Here is a 22,749-nt window from a genome sequence, read left to right on the forward strand (position 1 = left end):
CCATGAAGCTTACCGATACCTTTATCCAGCGACCGGTGTGGGCCATCGTCGTCTCGCTGTTCATCTTGATCCTGGGGCTGCGCTCGATCTTTGAGTTGCCGGTGAACCAATGGCCGCGCACCGAAAATACCGTGGTCACCATCACCACCTCCTACTACGGTGCCGACGCCTCCACCGTCGCCGGTTTTATTACCCAGCCGCTGGAGTCAGCGATTGCCCAGGCCCAAGGCATTGATTACCTGGCCTCGTCGAGCATCACCGGCATCTCGACCATCACCGCCACGCTGCGGCTGAACTACGACGCCAGCAAAGCCCTGACCGAGATCAACACCCAGGTCAATTCGGTCAAGAACCAGTTGCCGGCGCAAGCCCAGGAACCGGTGCTGACCATCGCCGTAGGGCAAACCACCGACGCCATGTACCTGGGTTTTTACAGCGACACGCTGCCAACCAATAACATCACTGACTACCTGGTGCGAGTGGTCAAGCCCAAGCTGGATTCGATCCAGGGCGTACAAACCGCCGAGATCCTCGGCGGGCGCCAATTCGCCCTGCGCGCCTGGCTGGACCCGGACAAACTGGCGGCGCATAACGTCACCGCGCAAGACGTGTCGACGGCGCTGGCCAACAATAACTACCTGTCAGCCGTCGGCTCCACGCGCGGGCAAACCGTGACCGTTGACCTCACCGCCGGCACCGATTTGCACACGGTCGATGAATTCAAGCGGCTGGTGATCAAGCAAAAAGGCGATGCACTGGTGTACCTGGAGGATGTGGCCACCGTCACCCTCGGCGCCGAAAGCTATGACAGCAGCGTGGCGTTTTCCGGCAAGCGCTCGGTGTTTATCGGCATCAAGGCGGCGCCCACTGCGAATATTCTCACCGTCGCCAGCAGCGTGCGCGAGGCCTTCCCCGAGCTGCAATCGCAACTGCCGGCGGGTGTGCGCGGCGAAATCGTGTATGACTCCACCGCATTCATCAACACCTCGATTTACGAGGTGGTGAAGACCCTGGTCGAGGCCATGATCATTGTGTCGGTGGTGATCTACCTGTTCCTCGGTTCGTTCCGCGCGGTGATCGTGCCGTTGGTGGCGATCCCGTTGTCGCTGGTCGGCACTTTCTTTGTCATGTACCTGCTGGGCTATTCGATCAACCTGCTGACCTTGCTGGCATTGGTATTGGCCATCGGCCTGGTGGTGGACGACGCGATTATCGTGGTGGAAAACGTCGATCGGCATATCAAGGAAGAAGGCAAAAGTGTGCTGGAGGCCGCGCTGGTGGCGGCGCGGGAACTGGGCGGGCCGATCATCGCGATGACCGTGGTGCTGATTGCCGCCTATGTGCCGATCGGCCTGCGCAGCGGGCTGACGGGCGCATTGTTCAAGGAGTTCTGTTTCTCGCTGGCGGGTGCGGTAACCGTGTCGGCCGTGGTGGCGTTGACGCTGTCACCGATGATGACCTCCAAGCTGTTCAAGTCCGGGCAGGAGGAAGGTCGTTTCGCGCGCAAGCTCGATGAATATTTTGACTGGTTGCGCAAGCGTTACCACCGCGTGCTGGCGGGCGGCCTGAATATCTGGCCGGTGCTGGTGACCTTTGGTTTTGTGCTGTTCTTGCTGGTGGCCGCCAGTGGCATGACCGCCAAGAGTGAGCTGTCGCCCACCGAAGACCAAGGGCTGGTGTTCATGCAGATCAAGGGCCCGCCGACTGCCTCGCCGCAGCAGATGGAGCGAATTGCCGACCAGGCCTTCCAGATCGCCAACAAAGAGCCGGAATACGCGCAGATGTTCCAGCTCACCGGCCTGCCCGCGCTCAACCAGGGCCTGGGCGGCGTGCTGCTTAAAACCTGGGACGACCGCACACGCTCTCAGGCCCAGCTGATTCTGGATTTGCAGCAGAAGTGGAACCAGGTGCCGGGCGCCACCATTGCAGCCTTCCCGCTGCCCTCGCTGCCGGGCGCTCAAGGGCTGCCGGTGCAGTTTGTGATCACCACCACCGACTCGGTGGAAAACCTCAATGAAGTGGCGCAGGCGGTGATGGCCGAGGCACAGAAACAGCAGCTGTTCTGGTTCTCCGACATGGACTTGAAGCTCGACAAACCCCAAGCCAAGCTGGTGGTGGACCGCGAAAAAATCGCCGCGCTGGGCATGACCCAAGCGGACGTGGGCGCGGCGCTGTCCGCAGCGCTGGGCGGCAACTACGTGAACTACTTCTCCACCGCCGGGCGTTCATACAAAGTCATTCCCCAAGTATTGCAGGTCGATCGCCTCAACCCCGATCAGATCCTCGACTACTACATCCGTACGCCCTCGGGCAGCATGATCCAGGCGCGCACCGTGGCGCATATCGAGACCTCGACCCAGCCGGAATCGATCAACCACTTCCAGCAACTCAACTCGGCAACGCTGTCGGGCGTCAGTGGCGTGGCCCAGGGCGAGTTGCTGGCCAAACTCAATACCATCCTCACCAACGTGGCGTCTTCGGGCTACACCTCGGACTTCTCCGGCGAGTCGCGCCAGTTTATCCAGGAGTCTGGCGGCTTCGTGGGCTTGCTGCTGTTCTCGATCCTGATCGTGTATCTGGCCCTGGCGTTCCAGTTCGAGAGCTTTCGCGACCCGGTGGTGATTCTGTTCTCGGTGCCCCCGGCGCTGTTCGGTGCACTGGCGTTTATCACCATGGGCTACGCCTCGATCAACGTGTACACCCAGGTCGGTTTGGTGACGTTGCTGGGGTTGATCACCAAGCACGGCATCCTGATCGTGCAGTTTGCCAACGAGTTGCAGCGTGCCGGTCACAGCAAGCGTGAGGCAATTGAAGAAGCGGCGGCGGTGCGGCTGCGGCCGATCCTGATGACCACCGCCGCCATGGTGCTGGGCGTGGTGCCGCTGGTGTGGGCCTCCGGCGCCGGCGCTGCGGGGCGGCATGATATGGGCCTGGTGATTTTCAGTGGGTTGTCGATTGGCACGTTGCTGACGCTGTTTATGGTGCCGGCGATGTATATGTTTATTGGCGAGACGCATCACAAGGACGCCGAACAACCAGGACCCGTGCCCGTGGCGGTGCCTGACCACAGCCGGTAACCTGAGCGCTCACCCACGCTGACCACCGAGGCGGCACTTGGATTATTTCGCTGCGCTCACCGCCTTTGTCGAGGCCGCCGAAGGCAATAATTTCTCCCGGGCGGCCGAGCGACTGGGCATCAAGGCCTCTACCGTCTCGCGCTATGTGAAGGATCTTGAGCAGGACTTGGGCATCGCCCTGTTCAATCGCTCGACACGCACGCTGCACCTGACCGAAGGCGGCCAGACGTTCCTGCTGCACGCCCGCCGGGTGCTGGACGAACTGGCGCAAGCCAAGGCCGCGACCTCGGCGCTCAACCAGCAACCGCGTGGGGTGCTCAAGCTCAATTTGCCGCCGGCGTTTGCCCGGCACCATATCCTGCCGGTGTTGAACGTCTTCCTGGCGCGCTACCCGCAAATCAAGCTGGAATTGGTGCTGGATAACGCCCAGGTCAATCTGATTCATTCAGGCGTAGACCTGGCCATTCGGATTGGCGCCCTGCCCGACTCCACGCTCAAGGCGCGCAAGATCTGCGCGGGAAAGTACTCGCTGGTGGCCAGCCCGGGGTTTTGTGCGCAACACCCGGCCCCGGCGACACCGGCGGACCTGGCCGGCCTGCCAGCCATCCTGGGTACGCATGATGTTGCCTTCGAGGCCGGCAGTGAAGTGGTGCCGCTGGTCTATGGCGACTGTATCCGTATCAACGACCTGGACGCGCAGCTGCTGGCTGCACGCCAAGGTCTGGGCTTTGCGTTGCTGCCTGATTGGCTGGTGAGCAAAAGCATTGAGACAGGCGAGCTACAGGTCTGGTTGCCGCACTGGCACATCCTGGGGGCTGAACAGGCGTTTGCGGTGTGGTTTGTCTACCCGCCCAAGCGAATCGTGTCGTCCAAGGTGCGGTGTTTTATCGACTTTATCGTCGAGCAGTTGGGCGAAACGCCGTATTGGAAATAGGGTGTTTCTGTGGGGAGTGGTTGAAGCAAGAGCCAATCAAGTGCAAGGCAAAAGCCTGTCTAGCTGATGCAACTCGGTCTAAATGTGGGAGCTGGCTTGTCGAATCGTCGCACCGCTGCGATGCAGGCACCTCGGTGTGTCAGGTACACCGAGTTGATGCTATCGCAGGCAAGCCAGCTCCCACCTTTGACCGAGTATGGCTCTGCTGTTGCTGTTGCTCTGGCCCTTACATCCTTTTCGATGACGAAGTCAGCGGTCTTTTGATCTGCGCTTTTGATCTTGATCTGAAATCGCCCCGTTAAACACGATGGCCGGAATCTGACAGTGATTTGGGGGGTAAACCGGCAGGGATGCCGGTTTAGCCGCGCTGGGCCAAGGATGGCCCATCGCGGCGGCCCCCCAAATCACTGGCGGATTGCGGGCATGCCGAGCCATAGCGAGGCACCGAGTGTTGGGGCGAGGACCTTTTGGTTACTTTTGACTGGGCCGGCATTCCGGTCCTTGCAAAAGTGACCCGCCGTAAGGGCGGAACCCCAAGTAGCCATCACAAAAACAACGGATATGTACACCACCAACAAGCCGCCATCGCAGGCAAACCGTCTGCCACATTTTGACCGAGTACTCTCAACTAAAGCGGATATCCAACGCCCGCAGGTAGGTTTGCAACCCGGCATCCTGAATCGGGATCAAAAATGCCTCGGTGTCCGATTCATTGAAATGCGCATGCCAATAACCCGGCGGTGTTACAAACGCCAGCCCCGGCGACCAGTCCACCCGCACTGGATTACGGATCTGACCATCGGCGTCCAGCTCCGTGCCCACCAGCGAATAGCAACCCTTGGGGCAGTCGATAATGAAGTCCAGCGCAATCGACTGGTGCCGGTGCGGCTTCTGAATCGAACCCGCCGGCAGAATGCCGTACATGGCCCAGAGCACATGCGTGACGGTTCGCGTCTGGGGAAAATTGCGGTTGCCGAGCAAAATGCTGATGCGACTGCGATCCTGGGCGCGTGGGTCATCCGCTGCTTCCCGCAGCTTCTGGTTGGCCAGCGCGGCGGGATACAACGTCGGCACGAAGCGATCAGTGCTGCGGGTCACGCCCAGGTAGCGCAACAGCGGTTCATCATGCACGTAGTACAGGCGTGCATCCTGTGAAGCGCTGAAACGCGCGGGCTGCAGGCCAGGCAGCGCGATAAAGCAACCGCTGGACCATTGGATCTCATGTTCGCCCTGCACCACCCGGCCTTCGCCTGCGATGACATAAAACACCTGGGAGGTCGCATTGGGGTGCAGCTCCAGGGCATCACCGGCGTTCAAGCGGATAAAGTTGGCGCACAACCCCGGGGCGGTCGCCGGGCCTTCACAGCCCAGCGCGTCGCTAAGGTCAAGCGCGACCACCCGCGAGGCGCCGCTGTCGTACAGCGAGGCCGGGAAGCTGTGGTATGGAATCCGCGTAATCAGATTGGCGCTGATCGGGTTGGCCGCCTTGCTGTATTCGAAGTACTCGGCGTCGGTCAGGTCGGGCTTGAATTCGCTGTTCATGGTTCACCTCAGGCTTGGGCTTGTTTGCAATGACTATAGGCATTGCCTCCACGGGGATTAAGTCCTCGACTGGCACAGCAGTTGTGCAGGATGGGGCGGCTTTGCCCTATGAGGGTGCAATCGGCCTGTCCAGCGCCTGAGCGTGAACCGATGATCCATGTGTTCGGCGTGTATCTCATGCTCAAACGTCATAATCCCCGGTTCCTCTGCGTGGTAATCTTGGCGCCACCACGAATAGACATTGATCGTCACATGACGATGACCAAAGCCAGGAAAGAACATGCCAAAGATTTCTCACTCAGCGTTGCGCCGCAACTTCCGTGAACTGCTTGCAAAACAAATCTGCGTTGAAACCGCCTCCGTCTTCGACCCCATGTCCGCGCGCATCGCCGCCGACCTGGGTTTTGAAGTCGGCATCCTCGGTGGTTCGGTCGCCTCGTTGCAGGTACTTGCAGCCCCCGATTTTGCGTTGATCACACTGAGTGAGTTCGTTGAACAGGCCACCCGTATCGGCCGCGTCGCCCAACTGCCGTTTATTGCCGACGCCGACCACGGCTACGGCAACGCCTTGAACGTCATGCGCACCGTCGAAGAGCTTGAGCGTGCCGGTGTGGCCGCGCTGACCATTGAAGACACGCTGTTGCCGGCGCAGTTCGGGCGCAAGTCCACCGACCTGATTTCCGTCGAAGAAGGCATCGGCAAAGTGAAGGCGGCGCTTGAAGCGCGAGTCGACCCTGAGCTGTCGATCATCGCGCGCACCAACGCCGGTGTGCTGCCTACTGAAGATGTCATTGCACGCACCAAAGCCTACGAGAAAGCCGGCGCGGACGGCATCTGCATGGTTGGCGTCAAAGACTTCGACCACCTTGAGCAGATCGCCGCCAACCTGACGGTGCCGTTGATGCTGGTAACCTACGGCAACCCGCAGCTCAATGACAGCGAGCGCCTGGCGGCCCTGGGCGTGCGCATTGTGGTGGCCGGCCACGGCGCTTACTTTGCGTCGATCAAGGCCACTTACGACAGCCTGCGCGCCCAGCGCAAGCTCACCAGCAGCACGTCCAACCTCAGCGCTACGGAGCTGACCCACACCTACACGTTGCCGGAAAGCTATGTGGCGTGGGCTGAAGAGTTTATGGACGTTAAAGAGTAATTGCCGCGACGGTGCTGATTGTTGCAATCAGCACCGGATGCTCGTGGTGCGGGCTGCTTCAATCAATTCTCCAGCGTTCCCCGCGATTATTGCCTGTGCCTTTGTAGCCGCCGTCTCCATCCAGCTCCCAGCCGCCCCCCGCATTCAAGCCCGTGCCGATAAAACCACCGCGACCATCGGATTCAAGCCCCCTGCCCTCGTTCTTGCCGGTGCCAATATAGCCGCCACGACCATCGGACTTGTACCCACGCTTGCGGTACTCACCGGTGCCCTCATACCCGCCGTTACCATCGGAGCGCCAACTGGCGCCTGAGGCCTTACCGTCGCCACGAAAATAGCCTTTGCCGTCCGACCGGTAATCCTCACCGGCGTTAAAACCTGTGCCCTTGTACCCGCCCGATCCGTCCGGGCTGAACCCGCGGCCATTGTTGTAGCCGATGCCCTTGAGGCCACCGTCATCAGCGGGAATGTACCCTTTGCCGTTATTTTTACCGGTGCCCCTGAGAGAGCCATCCTTTTGCAACTCATAGTCACCGCCCAGGTTTCCCCCGGTGCCTTTAAGGCCGCCGCGGCCGTCCGGCTCATAGCCGTTGCCTGTGTTGATGCCGGTGCCGATAAAACCTTCGGCCGCCAGCGCTGAGGCGCCAAGCCCCAATAAAACACCGGCGAGCAGGATATATGATGCTTTTTTCATGAAGCCTCTGGTCCTTTCAGAGCGGATGATGTGCGCCATGATAGGGCATGGGTTTTGCGCCGCAAGTGCAACAGTCTTGTTACAAACAAATAATTAGACGCGCGCAGTCATATCCCCATTACTCATGGCGAGCTTCAAGTATCAACATTTATATATAAGGATTAAAAAATCCGCCGCAGAGCCTGCGGCGGCAAACCAAAGGTTTTTGTCGAAGCAGAGCGGCTAAGACCCTGCCAACGCTACACCCGTAGAAAATTAAAAGAGGTGAAGTTTAATTAATTGAGTTTAATCCTCCGTACCGCTGCAGGCCGCGAAAAATATGATAAAAATCAGCTTCGACAACCATGTCGAGCAGAATAAAAACAGTACTGCGCTCACCTGTAAACATCTGCCATAAAACCTTAAGCGTTCTTCAAGCATGCGGTGTTTCTGTGCACGCGTTAATTATTCCGGGGAAGTAATAACATGATCAAACAGTGGAGCCTGTTAACGCTGGCGGTGTGCGCCAGTATCAGCCAAGCGGCCCTCGCCGAGTCGGTCAGCGACCAGGCCGATTCCAAAGGCTTTATCGACGGCAGCAGCATTACCGGGCTGTTGCGCAACTATTACTTCGACCGCGACCGCCAAAGTGGCAAAGCCGACAACCGCGACTGGACCCAAGGCGCGATGCTTAACTACGCCTCGGGCTTTACCCAGGGCACCATCGGTTTTGGCGTGGATGCCTACGCCTACGGCGCGATGAAACTGGATGCCACCCACGCCGATGCCGGCACCGGTGAGTTGCCGACCAACCGCAATGGCGACCCGGAAAATGGCTATGGCTCCGTGGGCGCTGCAGTGAAGATCAAGGTCTCAAAGACCCAGCTGAAATTCGGCGACATGCAGCCCACCGCGCCGGTGTTCGCCACCGGCGGCACGCGCATTTTGCCGCAAACCGCCACCGGGTTTGACTTGACCAGCAGTGAAATCGCAGGCCTGGACCTGGAAGCCGGGCACTTCACCAGCACCAACAGCGGCATGACCAGCAACCATGACCACGATATCTACGCGACCTACGCCAATGTGGCGGCCAACAGCGCAAGTTTTGTCGGCGGCAAATACACCTTCACGCCATCGTTGAGTGCAACCCTGTATGCGGGCGAGTTGGAAGATATCTGGCGCCAGTACTACACCAACCTCAACTACGTGATCCCGCTGGGGCATGACCAGTCACTGGCGCTGGACGGCAACCTGTACCGCACCCTCGACACCGGCAGCGCCAAGGCCGGGGCCATCAACAACACCACCTACTCGGTGGCGGCGGCCTACTCGTTCCTGGCAGCGCATACCCTGACGCTGTCGTTCCAGAAAGTCCACGGCGACACGCCGTTCGACTATATCGGCACCGGCGACAATGGCGCGGGCGAAGGCGGCGACTCGGTGTTCCTGGCCAACTCGATCCAATGGGGCGACTTCAACGGCCCGGGCGAACAGTCGTGGGGCGTGCGTTATGACCTGAACATGGCCAGCTACGGCGTACCGGGCCTGAGCTTCATGACCCGCTACGTCAACGGCTCGGACATCAACGGCACCCACACCCCCACCAACAGTGCCTATGCCGGCGACTATGGCGCCGACGGTGACCACCACGAGACCGATGTGGAAGCCAAATACGTGCTGCAAAGCGGCCCGGCGAAAAACCTGTCGTTTCGTGTGCGTGACGCCATGGTTTCATCCAACGCCGACCAACGCGATGGCAAGTTGAATGAGCTGCGGGTGATCGTCGACTATCCGTTTACCCTGTTGTAATCACTCCGGGCTCAGCCGCTCGCGCATCCCTGCGCTGGCGGCTGGACCGGCCTGCACCACGCAGCGATCCCATCCCACCACCGCACCTTCAGCGGTTGCCATCATCGGCTCCAGCAACTGCCCGGTCTCGCGCTCCACGACCTCCACGCTGCGGCCATCTTCGGCGTAATGCCGATTGCCCCACGCCACCAATGCCATCAGCACCATGCGAAAGTCCTCGCCCTTGGCCGTCGGCACGTATTCATAACGTGGCGGGCGCTCGCTGTAGGCGCGGCGCTCGAGCATGCCAGCCTCCACCAAACCATTGAGGCGGCGTGTCAGCATGTTCGGCGCGATGCCCAGGCTGCGCGAGAACTCATCAAAACGCCGCAAGCCATGCAACGCGTCACGCATGATCAACATGCTCCACCACTCCCCTACCCGTTCAAGGCTGCGGGCGATGGGGCATTCGTCGCTGATAAGGGATTTGCGTTGCATGGACGTTCCTGTGTGCGGGTGCAAAGTTGTGTGGCGCCATGTTACTTTCATGTTGATAGTGACGTCCACAGCTGTGTATCCCTCAAGCAACAGGAGTCGATTGATCATGAGTAAACGTATCGTCGTGACAGGCATGGGCGCGCTGACGCCGCTGGGGTCGAGTGTGGAATCCACCTGGCAACGCCTGTTGAACGGGCAATCGGGGATTCGGCGCCTGCCGGAAGAATTGATCGGCGACCTGGCCATCAGCATCGGTGGCCAGGTGCAAAGTGTGCTGCAAGACCCCGAAGCCGGGTTTGACCCTGATCGACTGTTGGCCGCCAAGGAACAGCGCAAGATGGATCGCTTTATTCTGTTCGCCCTCGCGGCGGCGGATGAAGCCTTGAAGCAAGCCGGTTGGGCGCCAAAAACGCCGGAAGAGCAGGAACGCACGGCCACCATCATTGCCTCCGGCGTCGGCGGCTTCCCGGCCATTGCCGAGGCGGTGCGCACCACCGACAGCAAAGGCCCACGGCGGTTGTCGCCGTTTACCATTCCGTCATTTCTGAGCAACATGGCCGCCGGGCATGTGTCGATCAACTATGGCTTGAAAGGCCCGTTGGGCGCGCCGGTGACCGCCTGCGCGGCAGGTGTACAGGCGATTGGCGATGCGGCGCGGATGATCCGTGCCGGAGAAATCGACGTGGCGGTGTGCGGCGGCGCGGAAGCGGCGATTCATCGGGTCAGCCTCGCCGGCTTTGCAGCGGCACGCGCGTTGTCCAGCGACTTCAATGCCACGCCGGAGCGCGCTTCGCGGCCGTTCGACCAGGCACGTGATGGATTCGTGATGGGTGAAGGCGCCGGCATCCTGGTGATCGAAGCGCTTGAACACGCCCTGGCACGCGGCGCGCAACCCATTGCCGAACTGGTCGGTTATGGCACCAGTGCCGATGCCTATCACATGACCGCAGGCCCCGAAGACGGCGATGGTGCGCGCCGGGCGATGGCGCAGGCGTTGCATCAGGCCGGTATTGAGGCTTCACAGGTGCAGTACTTGAATGCCCATGCAACGTCGACACCCGTGGGTGACAAAGGCGAACTGGCGGCCATCAAGACCGTGTTCGGCGCCAGTGGCCACCCGGCCATCAGCTCGACCAAATCCGCCACCGGCCACCTGTTGGGCGCCGCCGGCGGCATCGAAGCGATCTTCACCGTCCTCGCCCTGCGCGATCAGATTGCCCCGATGACACTTAACCTCGACAACCCCGATGCGCTGGCGGACGGCCTGGACATGGTGCGCGGTGAGGCGCGGCCTATGCCGATTGAATACGCGCTGTCCAATGGCTTCGGTTTTGGCGGCGTGAATGCCAGCGTGCTGTTCCGGCGCTGGGTGTAGTTTGCCCCTGCCGTAGATTTCGGGGACCATGGGCGCCTTTCTATAACCGCCAACAAGAGGCGCCCATGGCCAACCACGACCTGTCCTACACCCCCGACCCGGATGCCGACTCCATCTCCAGCGACGTCATCGGTTTCAATGGCATCCTGGTTTCCACCCAAATCCCCACTCACGCCGACGGCAGCCTGGAACTGGGCGATATCACCCTGCAAAGCGAATGCACCCTGCAAGCGCTGAAGGTCGCGCTGGAGAAAGCCGGCAGCTCCATGGACCGGGTGATGCACCTGACCATCTACCTCACCGACATGGCTGATCGCGCAGCATTCAACGAAGTCTACAAGCGCTTTTTCGCCAAGCCCTGGCCCGTTCGCGCCGCCGTTGGCGTGGCTGCGTTGGCGGTAGAAGGCATGCGCGTGGAAGTCACCGCGATGGCGGCCAAGGCCTGAGTTCCGCGCCACCGCACAGATCCAATGTGGGAGTGGGCTTGCTCGCGAATGCGGCGTGTCAGTTGATGCATACGGCGGCTGATACACCGCTTTCGCGAGCAAGCCCGCTCCCACAGGTTGGGCCGGGTGAGGCTTCAATAGCCTCTCCCTCAGCGAGGCAGCCCTGCGGTAGATGCCGGTCAGGCATTTCACAGCTACAATGCGCGCCTCAACCGTGACAAGCCTGACTAAAAAAACTATGTCCTTGCCCAAGCACCACCTGGAATTGCTCAGCCCGGCCCGTGATGTTGCCATCGCGCGCGAGGCTATCTTGCATGGCGCCGACGCCATCTACATCGGCGGCCCAAGCTTCGGCGCACGCCATAATGCGTGCAACGAGGTGAGCGATATCGCTCAACTGGTCGAATTCGCCCGCCGTTACCACGCGCGCGTATTCACCACCATCAACACCATCCTGCATGACAACGAGCTGGAACCTGCGCGCAAGCTGATCCATCAGCTGTACGACGCCGGTGTCGATGCCTTGATCGTGCAAGACCTGGGCGTGATGGAACTGGATATCCCGCCGATCGAGCTGCACGCCAGCACCCAGACCGATATCCGCACCCTGGCCCGCGCCAAGTTTCTCGACCAGGCCGGTTTTTCGCAGTTGGTATTGGCCCGTGAGCTGAACCTGCAGGAAATCCGCGCAATCGCCGATGAGACCGATGCCGCCGTCGAGTTCTTCATCCACGGCGCGCTGTGTGTGGCGTTCTCCGGGCAGTGCAATATCTCCCACGCGCAGAATGGCCGCAGCGCCAACCGTGGCGACTGCTCCCAGGCCTGCCGCCTGCCGTACACCTTGAAAGATGACCAGGGCCGCGTCGTAGCCTTTGAAAAGCACCTGCTGTCGATGAAAGACAACAACCAGAGCGCCAACATCCGCGCGCTGGTCGAAGCCGGTGTGCGCTCGTTCAAGATCGAAGGCCGCTACAAGGACATGGGCTATGTGAAGAACATCACCGCCTATTACCGCCAGCGCCTGGATGACGTGCTCGAAGACCGCTCGGACCTGGCCCGTGCCTCCAGCGGCCGTACCGCGCACTTCTTCCTGCCCGACCCGGAAAAAACCTTCCACCGAGGCAGCACCGACTATTTTGTCACCGACCGCAAGGTCGACATCGGCGCTTTCGATACCCCTACCTTTACCGGCCTGCCGGTGGGTGTGGTGGAAAAAGCCGGCAAGCGCGACTTGCAGGTGGTCACCCATGAGCCGCTGTCCAATGGCGATGGCCTCAATGTGCTGGTCAAGCGCGAGGTCGTGGGTTTCCGCGCCAACATCGCCGAAGCCAAGGGCGAGTTTGAGGAAGACGGTGAGAAACGCTACCGCTACCGCGTCGAGCCGAATGAAATGCCTTCTGGCCTGCACCAGTTGCGGCCAAACCATCCGCTGAACCGTAACCTCGACCATAACTGGCAACAAGCGCTGCTCAAAACCTCCGCTGAACGCCGCATCGGCCTGGCCTGGGTGGCACGCCTGCGTGAAGACCAGCTCGAAGTCACCGCCACCAGCGAAGAAGGCATCAGCGCCAGCGTCACCCTGCCCGGCCCGTTTGGCGTGGCCAACAAGCCGGAACAGGCGCTCGACACCCTGCGCGACCTGCTTGGCCAACTCGGCACCACCGAATACCACGCCACGCACATCGAGCTGGATGCGCCGCAGGCGTTCTTCATCCCCAACTCGCAGCTCAAGGCGTTGCGCCGTGAAGTGATCGAAGCGCTGACCGCCGCACGCGTTGCCTTGCACCCGCGTGGCGGGCGCAAGGCCGAAACCTCACCGCCACCGGTGTACCCGGAAGCGCATTTGTCGTTCCTGGCCAACGTGTACAACCAGAAGGCTCGCGACTTCTACCACCGTCACGGCGTCAAGCTGATCGACGCCGCCTTCGAAGCCCACGAAGAAACCGGCGAAGTGCCGGTGATGATCACCAAGCACTGCCTGCGTTTTTCGTTCAACCTGTGCCCCAAACAGGCCAAGGGCGTGACCGGCGTGAAAACCAAGGTGGCGCCGATGCAGCTGATTCACGGCGACGAAGTGCTGACCCTCAAGTTCGACTGCAAGCCGTGCGAGATGCACGTGGTGGGCAAGATCAAGGGGCATATCCTTGGGCTGCCGCAGCCGGGCAGTAAGGTGGAGCACTTCAACCCGGAAAACATCATCTTTCAGGGCACGCACTAGCCCTTGAGGCGCGGGGCCACCACCAGCCCCGCTGCAACCCCGCGGCCCCCAGCAGGATTGCGGCCACACCCAGCCACTGCAGCCAACCCAGGCGATGGCCGAAGGCAATCCAGTCGACAAAAATCGCCGCAATCGGATAGATAAACGACAGTGCCCCGGTAATGGCGGTGGGCAGTTTCTGGATCGCGCCGTACAACAAAACGTACATCAAACCGGTGTGCACCACGCCAAGCGTCACCAGTGCAGCCCACGCATTGGTGGATACCGGCAGGCTGTTCCAGGGCACCAGCGGCGCGAGTAACAGAGCGCCGGTTGTCACCTGGATCAACGCCATCAAATGCGGCGGTACTTCCTTCAGGCGTTTGATGATCAGTGCAGCAACCGCATACAAAAATGCCGCGCCCAGCGCCAGTGCAATGCCTGTCAGGTAACCGGCGCCACCGCTTTGCTGCTCGCCATGGGCCGTAACAATCGCCAGCATGCCGAGGAACGCCACACTCAACCACGCCAGTTTCTGCACGGTGATTTTTTCACCGAGAAACACTGCGGCCAACATCACCAACATAAACGGCTGCACGTTGTACACCGCCGTGCTGATGGCGATTGACGCGTGGGAATAGGACTCGAACAACAGCAACCAATTGCCGACGATGGCCACGCCGCTGAGCATCGCCAGGCCGAACTTGGCCCAGGTGAGCAACTCCAGTCGCAGATAACCCAGCAGTGCGCAGACCAGCAACAAGGCGAGTGCGCCGATGACGCAACGCCAGAACACCACTTCGATCACCGACACGCCCGACACCAGCACAAACCAGCCGATAGTGCCCGAAATCAGCATGGCGGCGACCATTTCCCACGACCCGCGACGGATAGATGTGTCCACGATCAATGCTCCTCAAGTGAGGCACAATTATGGCAATCTGCTGGTCGGCGGCTCCAGCGACTAAAAAAGGCAAACACCTTTATTCACCTTTTGTTATTAGGCAGACAGCATGATTGACACCATCGACCAGCAACTGATCGCCGCCTTGATGGACGACTCGCGCCTGTCGCTCAAGGCCTTGGCGGGCATTACCGGGCTGTCCTCGCCCAGCGTCGGCGAACGCTTGCGGCGGCTTGAAGAGCGCGGCGTGCTCACCCACTACACCGTTGATATCGACCCCAAACACTTCGGCTACCTGCTGCAAGCCATCGTGCGTATCCGCCCCTTGCCCGGCAAGTTGCAGGAGGTAGAGCGCCAGATCCAGGCGATCCCCGAGTTCACCGAGTGCGACAAGGTCACCGGCGATGACTGTTTTATCGCGCGTTTGCATGTGCGCACCATGGACCAGCTCGACAGCCTGCTCGACCGCCTCAACGCCTATGCCGAAACCAACACCGCCATTGTCAAGAAAACCCCGGTAAAACGCCGTTTGCCGCCCCTGGCTGATTAGTGATTTTTCGTCACTAAAGCAGTGACGCAATCACTATTCTGTCATCACTGGCGGGTCTTTATGCTGGGCTCCACTGATTGGAACCCACAGGTATAAAGCTCATGTACGCGATTACTGGCATTACAGGCAAAGTCGGCGGCGCCCTGGCGCGCAACCTCATCAAGGCCGGCCAACCGGTGCGCGCGGTGATGCGCGATGCGGGTAAGGCGGCCTACTGGGCCGAGCAAGGTTGCGACGTTGCGTTTGCGCAGATGGACGACGCACAGGCATTAACCGAAGCGTTCAAGGGCGCAACCGGCGTGTTTATCCTGCCGCCACCTGGGTTTGATCCGCAGCCCGATTTTCCCGAAGCCCGTGCGGTGATTGCCGCCGTCAGCCAGGCGCTACAGGCGGCTGCGCCGAACAAGGTGCTGTGCCTCTCGACCATCGGCGCCCAGGCTACTGAGGTCAACCTGCTCACCCAACGCACCCTGATGGAACAAGCCCTGAGCGCCCTGGACCTCCCAGTCACCTTCCTGCGCCCCGCCTGGTTTATGGAAAACGCGCTGTACGACGTGATCACCGCGCGGGAAACCGGCGTGATCCACAGCTTTCTGCAGCCTTTGGACAAGGCCGTGCCGATGATCGCCACGGCAGATATTGGCATCCTCGCCGCGCAGCTGCTGCAACAGGCGTGGGCCGGCAATCGGGTGGTTGAACTGGAAGGCCAGTGGATCAGCCCCAATGACATCGCCCAAGGTTTGTCGCAAGTACTCGACCGCGACGTGCGCGCTGAAGCAGTGGCGCGTGACACCTGGGAGGCATTGTTGCGCTCCCAGGGCGCTCAAAACCCATTGCCACGCATGCGCATGGTCGATGGTTTCAACGAAGGCTGGATCTGTTTTGAGCACGACGAGGTGCTTAATGGACAAACTTCGTTGCTGACGGTGCTGCGCGCGTTAGCCGACAAGGCCGTCTGAAACTGCAACGCTTATCGCCGTTGAATATAAAAAACTGTCAATTCTCACAGGTGCCCACCTGCGTTCTGCTTGTTAACGTTGTGCATGACTGGAGAGGATCCAATGCTCATCACAACGCTTAAAGAAGTCACCGATGCGAGCTTTGAGGCACACGTGCTCAAGGCTCGCGGACCTGTGCTGGTGTGCTACAAAAAAGCTACCGAGGAACCGCCAGCGTTCCTTGAAAAGTTCGTGGAGTACTATGCCGACCGATTGACTATCGTGACGCTGAATATCGATGAGAACCCCCGCGTTGCGGCGCAATATGGCGTGTTTGAGGCGCCTTTGTTAATGCTGTTCAAGGATAAAAGGAGTTTTTCATGAGCGAGATTAAGCATATCAGTGACGCCTCATTTGACGCAGGCGTCATCAAAGCTGATCTGCCGGTATTGGTGGATTTCTGGGCCGAGTGGTGCGCGCCTTGCAAGGCGATCGCACCTATCCTGGATCAATTGGCCACGGACTACGACGGCAGATTGACCATTGCCAAATTGGACGTCGATGCTAACCAAGATATGCCGGCTAAATTTGGCGTCCGGAGCATTCCTGTTCTGATGTTGTTTAAGAACGGTAAACTCACCGCCAAAACCGGCGCCGCATCGAAGGCGCAGCTTGAAGCCTTTCTGAATACGAACCTTTGAACCTCAGGCATGCAGCCCCTGCGCCGCACTCAATAACCCCTGAAACAGGCGATACCGTGCTTCCAGTACCGCCTGTTGCCCCACATCCGGCACATAGCGCGCTTTGACCGGCATCCCCGCCGCAAGCAAATCCGCGCCCTGCCCGATCGCCATAAACCCCAGCTTCGCCGCCCCCACACACGCGCTCAATTCACTGCCGTGCAGCGTAAAAACCTCCCGCTGGAGGATATTGGCCAGCAACTGCGCCCAATACTCACTCCGTGCCCCGCCGCCGACCAGGGCGCAGGCGGTCACGTCGGCGCCGGTCGATTGCACCGCACGCAGTGCATCGAGCAAGCCGAAACCCACGCCTTCCATCACGGCATAACCGAGCATCGCAGGGGTGCAGTCATGCCCCAGGCTCATAAACCCACCGCGCAATAACGGGTCGTTGTGCGGCGTGCGTTCACCGGCCAGGTACGGCAGAAACAACGGCGTCGACAGCGGTACCGGTTGTTCGATGGGCAGGTGCACCTGCACGTGATCCAACAAGGTTTGCTCATCCACTTGGCCGGTCAAGCGCGTCACCCAGCGCAAACAACTGGCCCCGGCGAGCATGGCGCCCATGGTGTACCAGCGGTTGGGCAAGGCGTGGCAGAAGCTGTGCACGGCACTGGCCGGGTTGCCGGCGGCGTGGTCGGTGATGGCGACGATGGCGGCGCTGGTGCCCAAGGTAATAAAGCCGTCACCGGCATTGACCGCACCGATGCCGACCGCCGCTACCGGGTTATCGCCGCCGCCACCGGCAATCACCACCGTGGGCGACAGGCCTAACCCGTTTACATTCAGTACACCACTGGCTGCGCCGCCTTCCACCAGCCGGGGCATTTGCGCAGGCGAAAGCCCCGTGGCATGCAGCATCGGCGCAAACCATTCACGCTGCGCGACGTCCAGCCACAGGGTGCCAGCAGCATCCGACATGTCGCTGATGCGCTCGCCGGTCAGGCGCAACCGCAGGTAGTCCTTGGGCGACAGCACACACTCAATCGCCTTGAACACCTCGGGTTCGTGCTGTTGCAACCACAGCAGTTTGGGCGCCGTGAGCCCGGCCATGGGCAGGCTGCCGGTGACATCGGCAAACTCACTGCCCAGTTGCTCGGCCTGGGCCACTGCGCGCGCGTCATCCCACAGGATGGCCGGGTACAGCACACGATCATCCTTGCCCAGCAATACCGCGCCGTGCATCTGCCCGGACAGGCCGATGCACGCCACACGCGCAAATGCCGCATGCTCGCGTAACTGCGCCAGCGCCTGCAAACAGGCCTGCCACCAGTCTTCGGGGGCCTGTTCGGACCAGCCGCTGTGGCGCCGCGAAACGCTCAGGCGCACACCGACGTGGGCCAGCACGCTGCCGTCGAGGTCCATCAGGATCGCCTTGAGTTCTGAAGTGCCGAGGTCTATGCCGAGGGAAACAGGGTTGCGCATACGTAGATTATTCCACTTCAATACAGCCACAGGAGTCACGCCGTTGCAGGCTCGGCGCCAGGCGCACGCTTTGGGTGGGTGCGCCGGGCGTGGCCATGCGTTGCAGCAGCATATGCACCGCTCGGGCCCCCAGTTCCTTGACCGGCTGGGCGATCAGGGTCAGGCGCGGCACGAAAAAATCCGCCCAGTCAAAATCATCAAAACCCACCAGGGCCATTTGGTTTGGCACTGCAATGCGTGCATCACGCAGGGCGTGCATGGCGCCCAGCGTCATCAAGTTATTACCGGCCATGATCGCCGTGGGTGGCGCCGGTAACGCCAGCAACTGCGCCGTGGCTTGCCGCGCCGGTTCGCTGTCGGAACCGCCGTTGACCAATAATTGCGGGTCGAACACCAGCCCCGCTGCCTGTAACGCTGCCCGGTAACCGGCCACACGCTCATCGGTGGTGCCCAGCCCTTCGCGCCCGGCAATAAAGCCAATGCGTCGGTGCCCATGTTCAATCAGGTGCGCGACCAGTGCCTGGGTGGACTGGGTATTCTCCACCCCGACCTGATCAAACTGCTCGCTCATCATGCGGTCCACCAGCACCGTCGGCATCTCGTTGGCCTGCAGATACTCCAGCGCCCTGGAGCCGGTCGACGGCGCCAATAGAATCCCATCGACACGCCGGTGATGCAGCGCCGTGACCACCCGCAACTCCTGTTCCGGATCGTCGTGCGGGTCGGCAAACAGCATCATGTAGCCGTGGCGCGCGCACTCGGTTTCAATCGCGTGCACGGTTTCGCTGAAGTAATGGTTGGACAGCGCCGAGATCGCCACGCCAATGGTATTGGTGCTGGAACGCGCCAGCGAGCGCGCCAGGGTGTTGGGGATGTAACCCAGTTCCTGAATCGCGCGCTGCACGGCCTGTACCGTGGCCGGGCTGACCTTGCGGGTGCCGTTCAACACGTGGGACACGGTCGAGGTCGACACCCCGGCCCGGCTTGCCACGTCATCCATGGTGACCACGACGCTTTCCCCTTTAAATCAATGTTTGCTCGACCAGCCGCTGTACGTCGCCACGTTGTCACGGGTGATCAGTTTTGGCGTGAGCAGGGTAACCGCTTCGGCCGGGGCTTTGTCATTGAGAATGTCATTGCCGACGTTGACGGCAGTCTGGGCCATGGCCCAAGGGTCCTGGCTGGCAGAGGCCTGGATCTGGGTGTCGGTCTTCAGCGCGTTTTCGATATCCGGCGCACCGTCCACCGAAGTAATAATGATGCCGCTGCGTTTGAGCTGTTTGGCCGCCAGGTCGCTGCCGATAGCTTGCGGGTCATTGATCGCGAACAGGCCGTCGATTTTCGGGAAGCGCGTGAGGTAACCCTGCATCACATTCAAGCCACCTTCGCGTGAGCCTTTGCCGTCCTGGTCATCGGACAGCACCTTGATGTCCGGTGCACCGGCCAATGCCGCCTTGCAGCCTTTGACGCGGTCGGTCACGGCGGTAACCTGCGGGCCGTTCTGGATAATCACGTTGCCCTTGCCCGCCAGCTTGTCCACCAGAAACTGGCAGGCCAGTTTGCCGGCTTCGACGTTGTCGGTTTGCACCGTGGCGTTAACGCCCTTGGCGTCCACATCCACCGCTACCACCACAATGCCGGCATCCCGGGCCTTCTTGATCGCCGAGGCCATGGCCGATGGGTCGACGGCATTGAGCAGGATCAGGTCGACTTTGGATGAGATGAAATTATCGATCTGGGAAAACTGCTTGCTCAGGTCATAGTCGGCCGACACCGAGGTGACCTTTACAGCAGGGTTCAGCTCTTTGGCCCGTGCAGTGGCGCCGTCGGCCAGGGTCACAAAATACGGGTTACCGAGCGAGCCCATGCTGATGCCCAGGGCTTTGAGTTCGCGAGCCTCCACGCCATGGGACATCAGGGCAGCCAGGGCCATAACGGGAAAGATACGTTTGAAGTTCATACCGGTCTCTCTTGTGATTGTTGTTGAGGTGAAATCAGGTACGTGCGCCGGACTGGCGATAGCGATCCAGCGCCACTGCGCCGATGATCACGATGCCCTTGATGATGTACTGCCAGATATCCGATACCCCCAGCAGCACCAGGCCGTTGGTGAGCACCGCGATAATCAGCGCGCCGATCAGCGTGCCGCCGATGGTGCCGACGCCGCCGGTAAAACTGGTGCCACCCAGGATCACCGCCGCAATCGCATCCAGCTCATAGGATTGCCCCAGTTGCAGGCCATTGGCGGCGAACAGCCGCGATGCGCTCATCACGGCGCCAAGCCCGGCCAGCGCGCCGGACATGGCGTAGACAAACAACAGCACTTTCCACACCTTGATGCCCGACAGCCGAGCCGCTTCCGGGTTGCCGCCCACCGAATAGATCTGCACGCCCATCACGGTGCGGCGCAATATGAACCACGACAGCAGCACCACAGCCACGGCGATGATCACCAGCCACGGCACGCCGAGCACGGAGTCATTGCCGATAAATGCAAACGGCAGGTCGGGGTTGAACACAGTTTTGTCGTCGGCCAACAAACGCGCCAGCCCACGCATGGCGGTCAGTGCGCCGAGGGTGACGATAAACGGCGGCAGCCGCATGAAAGCGATCAGCCCGCCGTTGACCAAACCCAGCAACAGACCAAAACCAATGCCTGCCGCAATCCCGAACATGCCGAACTGCGGCGACATCGATGCCTGCAAGGCCACCACCGCAGACGCCGCCAGAATCGCGCCCACCGACAGGTCAATGCCCGCCGTCAGGATCACAAAGGTCATGCCCGCCGCCAACACCACATTGACCGAGGCCTGCTGGGTGATGATCGACAGGTTCTGCACCGTGAGGAAGTTTTCGCTGGCCAGGGCAAATCCCACCAACAGCAAGACCAGCACGGGCAGCATGCCGACGGTGCGCATCAGCTCACGCACGCGCTCGGCCTTGCCGGTTGTTGCAATCATTGAATCAGCCATGGGCAGCCACCTGATCGCCACCGGTGGCGAGGTCGATAATACGTTCCTGGGAAATGACGTGGCCCGAAGCCCCGCCGACTTCGGCCACTAACTGGCCTTCGCGCATGATCAGCACACGGTCGCAGGTGCCGATGATTTCCGGCAGCTCGCTGGAGATCACCACAATGCCGATACCGGCCAGTGCCAGTTGATTGATGATGCGGTAGATCTCGGACTTGGAGCCGATGTCCACGCCGCGAGTCGGTTCGTCGAGGATCAGCACGTGCGGCTTGACCTCCAGCAGCCGCGCCAACAGCACCTTTTGCTGATTACCGCCGGAGAGCGCGCCGACATTGACCTTGCCCGACGCCACGCGAATCGACAGCGACTTGATCGCATCATGGGCGCGTTGCGCAGCGTGCCCACGGTCCAGCACGCCACCGGCATGTGCATCCGGCACACAGGCGCACACGTTGATGTTGTCGGCCACGCTCATGTCCAGGAACAGGCCCTGAGCCTTGCGGTCTTCGGTGAGGTACACCACACCTGCGCGAATCGCATCCGCCGGGTTTCGCAGTTGGGTGACGGTCTTGCCGACCACTTCCAGAGTGCCGGAGGTGCGCGGGTCGGCGGCGAAGATCAGCCGCGCCAGTTCCGTGCGCCCTGCCCCGACCAGCCCGGCAATGCCCAACACTTCACCGGCATGCAGGTCGAAGCTGCAATTGCGCACGCGTTTGCCGTCGGCCATATCGCGCACGCGCATGACCACGTTTCCGGGGTTGTACGCGGCGTGTTCCTTCTTGTAGAAGCCAGACAGATCGCGGCCGACCATCATCTTCACCAGCACTTCGGCTGACAGCGCATCGCGGGTCAATTCGCCGATGTACTGGCCGTCGCGCAGCACCGATACCCGGTCCGACAACTCGTAGATCTCGGCCATGCGGTGGCTGATATAGATGATCGCCAAGCCCTGGCTGCGCAGTTGTTTGATCAAGGCAAACAGGCGGTCGGTCTCACGCGATGACAGCGGCGTGGTCGGCTCGTCCATCACCAGGATGCGCGCATGGGCATGCAGGGCGCGGGCGATTTCGACCAATTGGCGCTCTGCAATCGACAGGCTGCTGACGGGCGTCGCGGGTTTGAACTCGGCGCCCAGGCGTTGCAACACGTCGATGCAGCCTGCCTGCATGCCCTTGCGGTCGATGGTCCAGCCACGCCGCAGTTCGCGGCCCAGGTAGATGTTCTCGGCCACGCTGAGGTTCGGGCACAGGCTCAGTTCCTGGTAGATCACGGCGATGCCGAGGGTCTTGGCAGTGGCGGGGTCAAAGGTGGGGACGGGCTGGCCGTCGATGCGGATTTCGCCGCCGGGATCGGCCTGGTAAGCGCCGGAAAGGATTTTCATCAAGGTCGACTTGCCGGCGCCGTTCTCACCCATCAAGGCGTGGATTTCACCGGGGTAAACCTTCAGGCCGACATTCTTGAGCACGCGCAAACCGTTGAAGGTTTTGCTGATGCCCTGCATCTCCAGCAAGGGTTCAAGGCTCATGGATGAGCTCCTGGA

At 60.9% G+C, this 22,749-nt stretch carries 20 protein-coding genes; 11 read left to right on the forward strand and 9 right to left on the reverse strand.

All coding sequences use genetic code 11. From position 1 onward, the window contains the following. The first annotated feature begins 2 nt into the window (after window positions 1–2). Both ACTD9P_RS08665 and ACTD9P_RS08670 read left to right on the forward strand, forming a co-directional pair. Window positions 3–3,077, forward strand: coding sequence for an efflux RND transporter permease subunit (locus tag ACTD9P_RS08665; protein WP_438867380.1), 3,075 nt, complete (start codon window positions 3–5; stop codon window positions 3,075–3,077). 37 nt (window positions 3,078–3,114) lie between these two features. Beyond that, entirely contained in the window at window positions 3,115–4,011 is an 897-nt protein-coding gene (locus ACTD9P_RS08670; protein ID WP_438867381.1) for a LysR family transcriptional regulator, read from the forward strand. Window positions 4,012–4,635: 624 nt separating this feature from the next. Here ACTD9P_RS08670 and ACTD9P_RS08675 read toward each other — a convergent pair. Further along, window positions 4,636–5,553 carry a cupin domain-containing protein gene (locus tag ACTD9P_RS08675; RefSeq protein WP_438867382.1) on the reverse strand — a complete coding sequence of 306 codons (918 nt, stop codon included), beginning with the start codon at window positions 5,551–5,553 and terminating at the stop codon, window positions 4,636–4,638. A 280-nt stretch (window positions 5,554–5,833) separates the two neighbouring features. Here ACTD9P_RS08675 and ACTD9P_RS08680 point away from each other — a divergent pair, with 280 nt between their 5' ends. Continuing rightward, a complete protein-coding gene (locus tag ACTD9P_RS08680; protein WP_017135623.1) occupies window positions 5,834–6,703 on the forward strand; it encodes an isocitrate lyase/PEP mutase family protein in 870 nt (289 codons plus the stop codon). Between the two features lie 58 nt (window positions 6,704–6,761). Here the strand turns inward: ACTD9P_RS08680 and ACTD9P_RS08685 are convergent, their stop codons facing one another. Next, entirely contained in the window at window positions 6,762–7,397 is a 636-nt protein-coding gene (locus ACTD9P_RS08685) for a hypothetical protein (RefSeq protein WP_438867383.1), read from the reverse strand. 465 nt (window positions 7,398–7,862) lie between these two features. Between ACTD9P_RS08685 and ACTD9P_RS08690 the strand changes: the two genes are divergently transcribed. Further along, the gene (locus tag ACTD9P_RS08690; RefSeq protein ID WP_438867384.1) at window positions 7,863–9,185 is read left to right on the forward strand and encodes an OprD family porin; all 1,323 of its coding nucleotides are present in this window, start codon (window positions 7,863–7,865) and stop codon (window positions 9,183–9,185) included. Here ACTD9P_RS08690 and ACTD9P_RS08695 read toward each other — a convergent pair whose 3' ends face one another. Further along, window positions 9,186–9,662 carry a winged helix-turn-helix transcriptional regulator gene (locus ACTD9P_RS08695; RefSeq protein WP_438867386.1) on the reverse strand — a complete coding sequence of 159 codons (477 nt, stop codon included), beginning with the start codon at window positions 9,660–9,662 and terminating at the stop codon, window positions 9,186–9,188. Window positions 9,663–9,768: 106 nt separating this feature from the next. On the opposite strand from ACTD9P_RS08695, the gene fabF reads away from it, so the two are divergent. The 3 genes from fabF (at window position 9,769) to ACTD9P_RS08710 (ending at window position 13,701) form a co-directional block, all read left to right on the forward strand. Further along, on the forward strand, window positions 9,769–11,037 hold the full coding sequence (fabF, locus tag ACTD9P_RS08700; protein WP_438867387.1) for a beta-ketoacyl-ACP synthase II: 1,269 nt from the start codon (window positions 9,769–9,771) through the stop codon (window positions 11,035–11,037). A 65-nt stretch (window positions 11,038–11,102) separates the two neighbouring features. Further along, window positions 11,103–11,483, forward strand: a complete 381-nt coding sequence (locus ACTD9P_RS08705) for a RidA family protein (RefSeq protein WP_014718423.1) — start codon at window positions 11,103–11,105, stop codon at window positions 11,481–11,483. 238 nt (window positions 11,484–11,721) lie between these two features. Beyond that, the gene (locus ACTD9P_RS08710) at window positions 11,722–13,701 is read left to right on the forward strand and encodes a peptidase U32 family protein (RefSeq protein ID WP_438867388.1); all 1,980 of its coding nucleotides are present in this window, start codon (window positions 11,722–11,724) and stop codon (window positions 13,699–13,701) included. Here ACTD9P_RS08710 and ACTD9P_RS08715 read toward each other — a convergent pair. Continuing rightward, entirely contained in the window at window positions 13,679–14,584 is a 906-nt protein-coding gene (locus tag ACTD9P_RS08715; RefSeq protein ID WP_438867389.1) for a DMT family transporter, read from the reverse strand. The genes ACTD9P_RS08710 and ACTD9P_RS08715 overlap by 23 nt on opposite strands. Before the next feature lie 109 nt (window positions 14,585–14,693). Here ACTD9P_RS08715 and ACTD9P_RS08720 point away from each other — a divergent pair, with 109 nt between their 5' ends. The 4 genes from ACTD9P_RS08720 (at window position 14,694) to trxA (ending at window position 16,773) form a co-directional block, all read left to right on the forward strand. After that, on the forward strand, window positions 14,694–15,134 hold the full coding sequence (locus ACTD9P_RS08720) for an Lrp/AsnC family transcriptional regulator (RefSeq protein WP_438867390.1): 441 nt from the start codon (window positions 14,694–14,696) through the stop codon (window positions 15,132–15,134). 101 nt (window positions 15,135–15,235) lie between these two features. After that, entirely contained in the window at window positions 15,236–16,093 is an 858-nt protein-coding gene (locus ACTD9P_RS08725) for an NmrA family NAD(P)-binding protein (protein ID WP_438867391.1), read from the forward strand. A 102-nt stretch (window positions 16,094–16,195) separates the two neighbouring features. Continuing rightward, a complete protein-coding gene (locus ACTD9P_RS08730; RefSeq protein WP_438867392.1) occupies window positions 16,196–16,456 on the forward strand; it encodes a thioredoxin family protein in 261 nt (86 codons plus the stop codon). Then, a complete protein-coding gene (trxA, locus tag ACTD9P_RS08735) occupies window positions 16,453–16,773 on the forward strand; it encodes a thioredoxin (RefSeq protein WP_438867393.1) in 321 nt (106 codons plus the stop codon). The genes ACTD9P_RS08730 and trxA overlap by 4 nt, the downstream gene beginning before the upstream one ends. A 3-nt stretch (window positions 16,774–16,776) precedes the next feature. Here the strand turns inward: trxA and xylB are convergent, their stop codons facing one another. The 5 genes from xylB to ACTD9P_RS08760 are packed head-to-tail and all read right to left on the reverse strand — an operon-like array spanning window position 16,777 to window position 22,734. Then, on the reverse strand, window positions 16,777–18,237 hold the full coding sequence (xylB, locus tag ACTD9P_RS08740; RefSeq protein ID WP_438867394.1) for a xylulokinase: 1,461 nt from the start codon (window positions 18,235–18,237) through the stop codon (window positions 16,777–16,779). A gap of 7 nt (window positions 18,238–18,244) precedes the next feature. Continuing rightward, window positions 18,245–19,246 (reverse strand): LacI family DNA-binding transcriptional regulator, encoded by a 1,002-nt coding sequence (locus ACTD9P_RS08745; RefSeq protein ID WP_438867395.1) that lies wholly within the window; start codon window positions 19,244–19,246, stop codon window positions 18,245–18,247. 18 nt (window positions 19,247–19,264) lie between these two features. After that, a complete protein-coding gene (locus ACTD9P_RS08750; protein WP_056860049.1) occupies window positions 19,265–20,197 on the reverse strand; it encodes an ABC transporter substrate-binding protein in 933 nt (310 codons plus the stop codon). A gap of 34 nt (window positions 20,198–20,231) precedes the next feature. After that, entirely contained in the window at window positions 20,232–21,209 is a 978-nt protein-coding gene (locus ACTD9P_RS08755; RefSeq protein ID WP_017135608.1) for an ABC transporter permease subunit, read from the reverse strand. Beyond that, complete coding sequence (locus tag ACTD9P_RS08760; protein ID WP_438867396.1) at window positions 21,202–22,734, reverse strand: sugar ABC transporter ATP-binding protein; 1,533 nt, start codon at window positions 22,732–22,734, stop codon at window positions 21,202–21,204. The genes ACTD9P_RS08755 and ACTD9P_RS08760 overlap by 8 nt, the downstream gene beginning before the upstream one ends. Window positions 22,735–22,749: the final 15 nt, after the last annotated feature.

This window comes from Pseudomonas onubensis (assembly GCF_965653655.1).
Taxonomy (GTDB): Bacteria; Pseudomonadota; Gammaproteobacteria; order Pseudomonadales; family Pseudomonadaceae; genus Aquipseudomonas.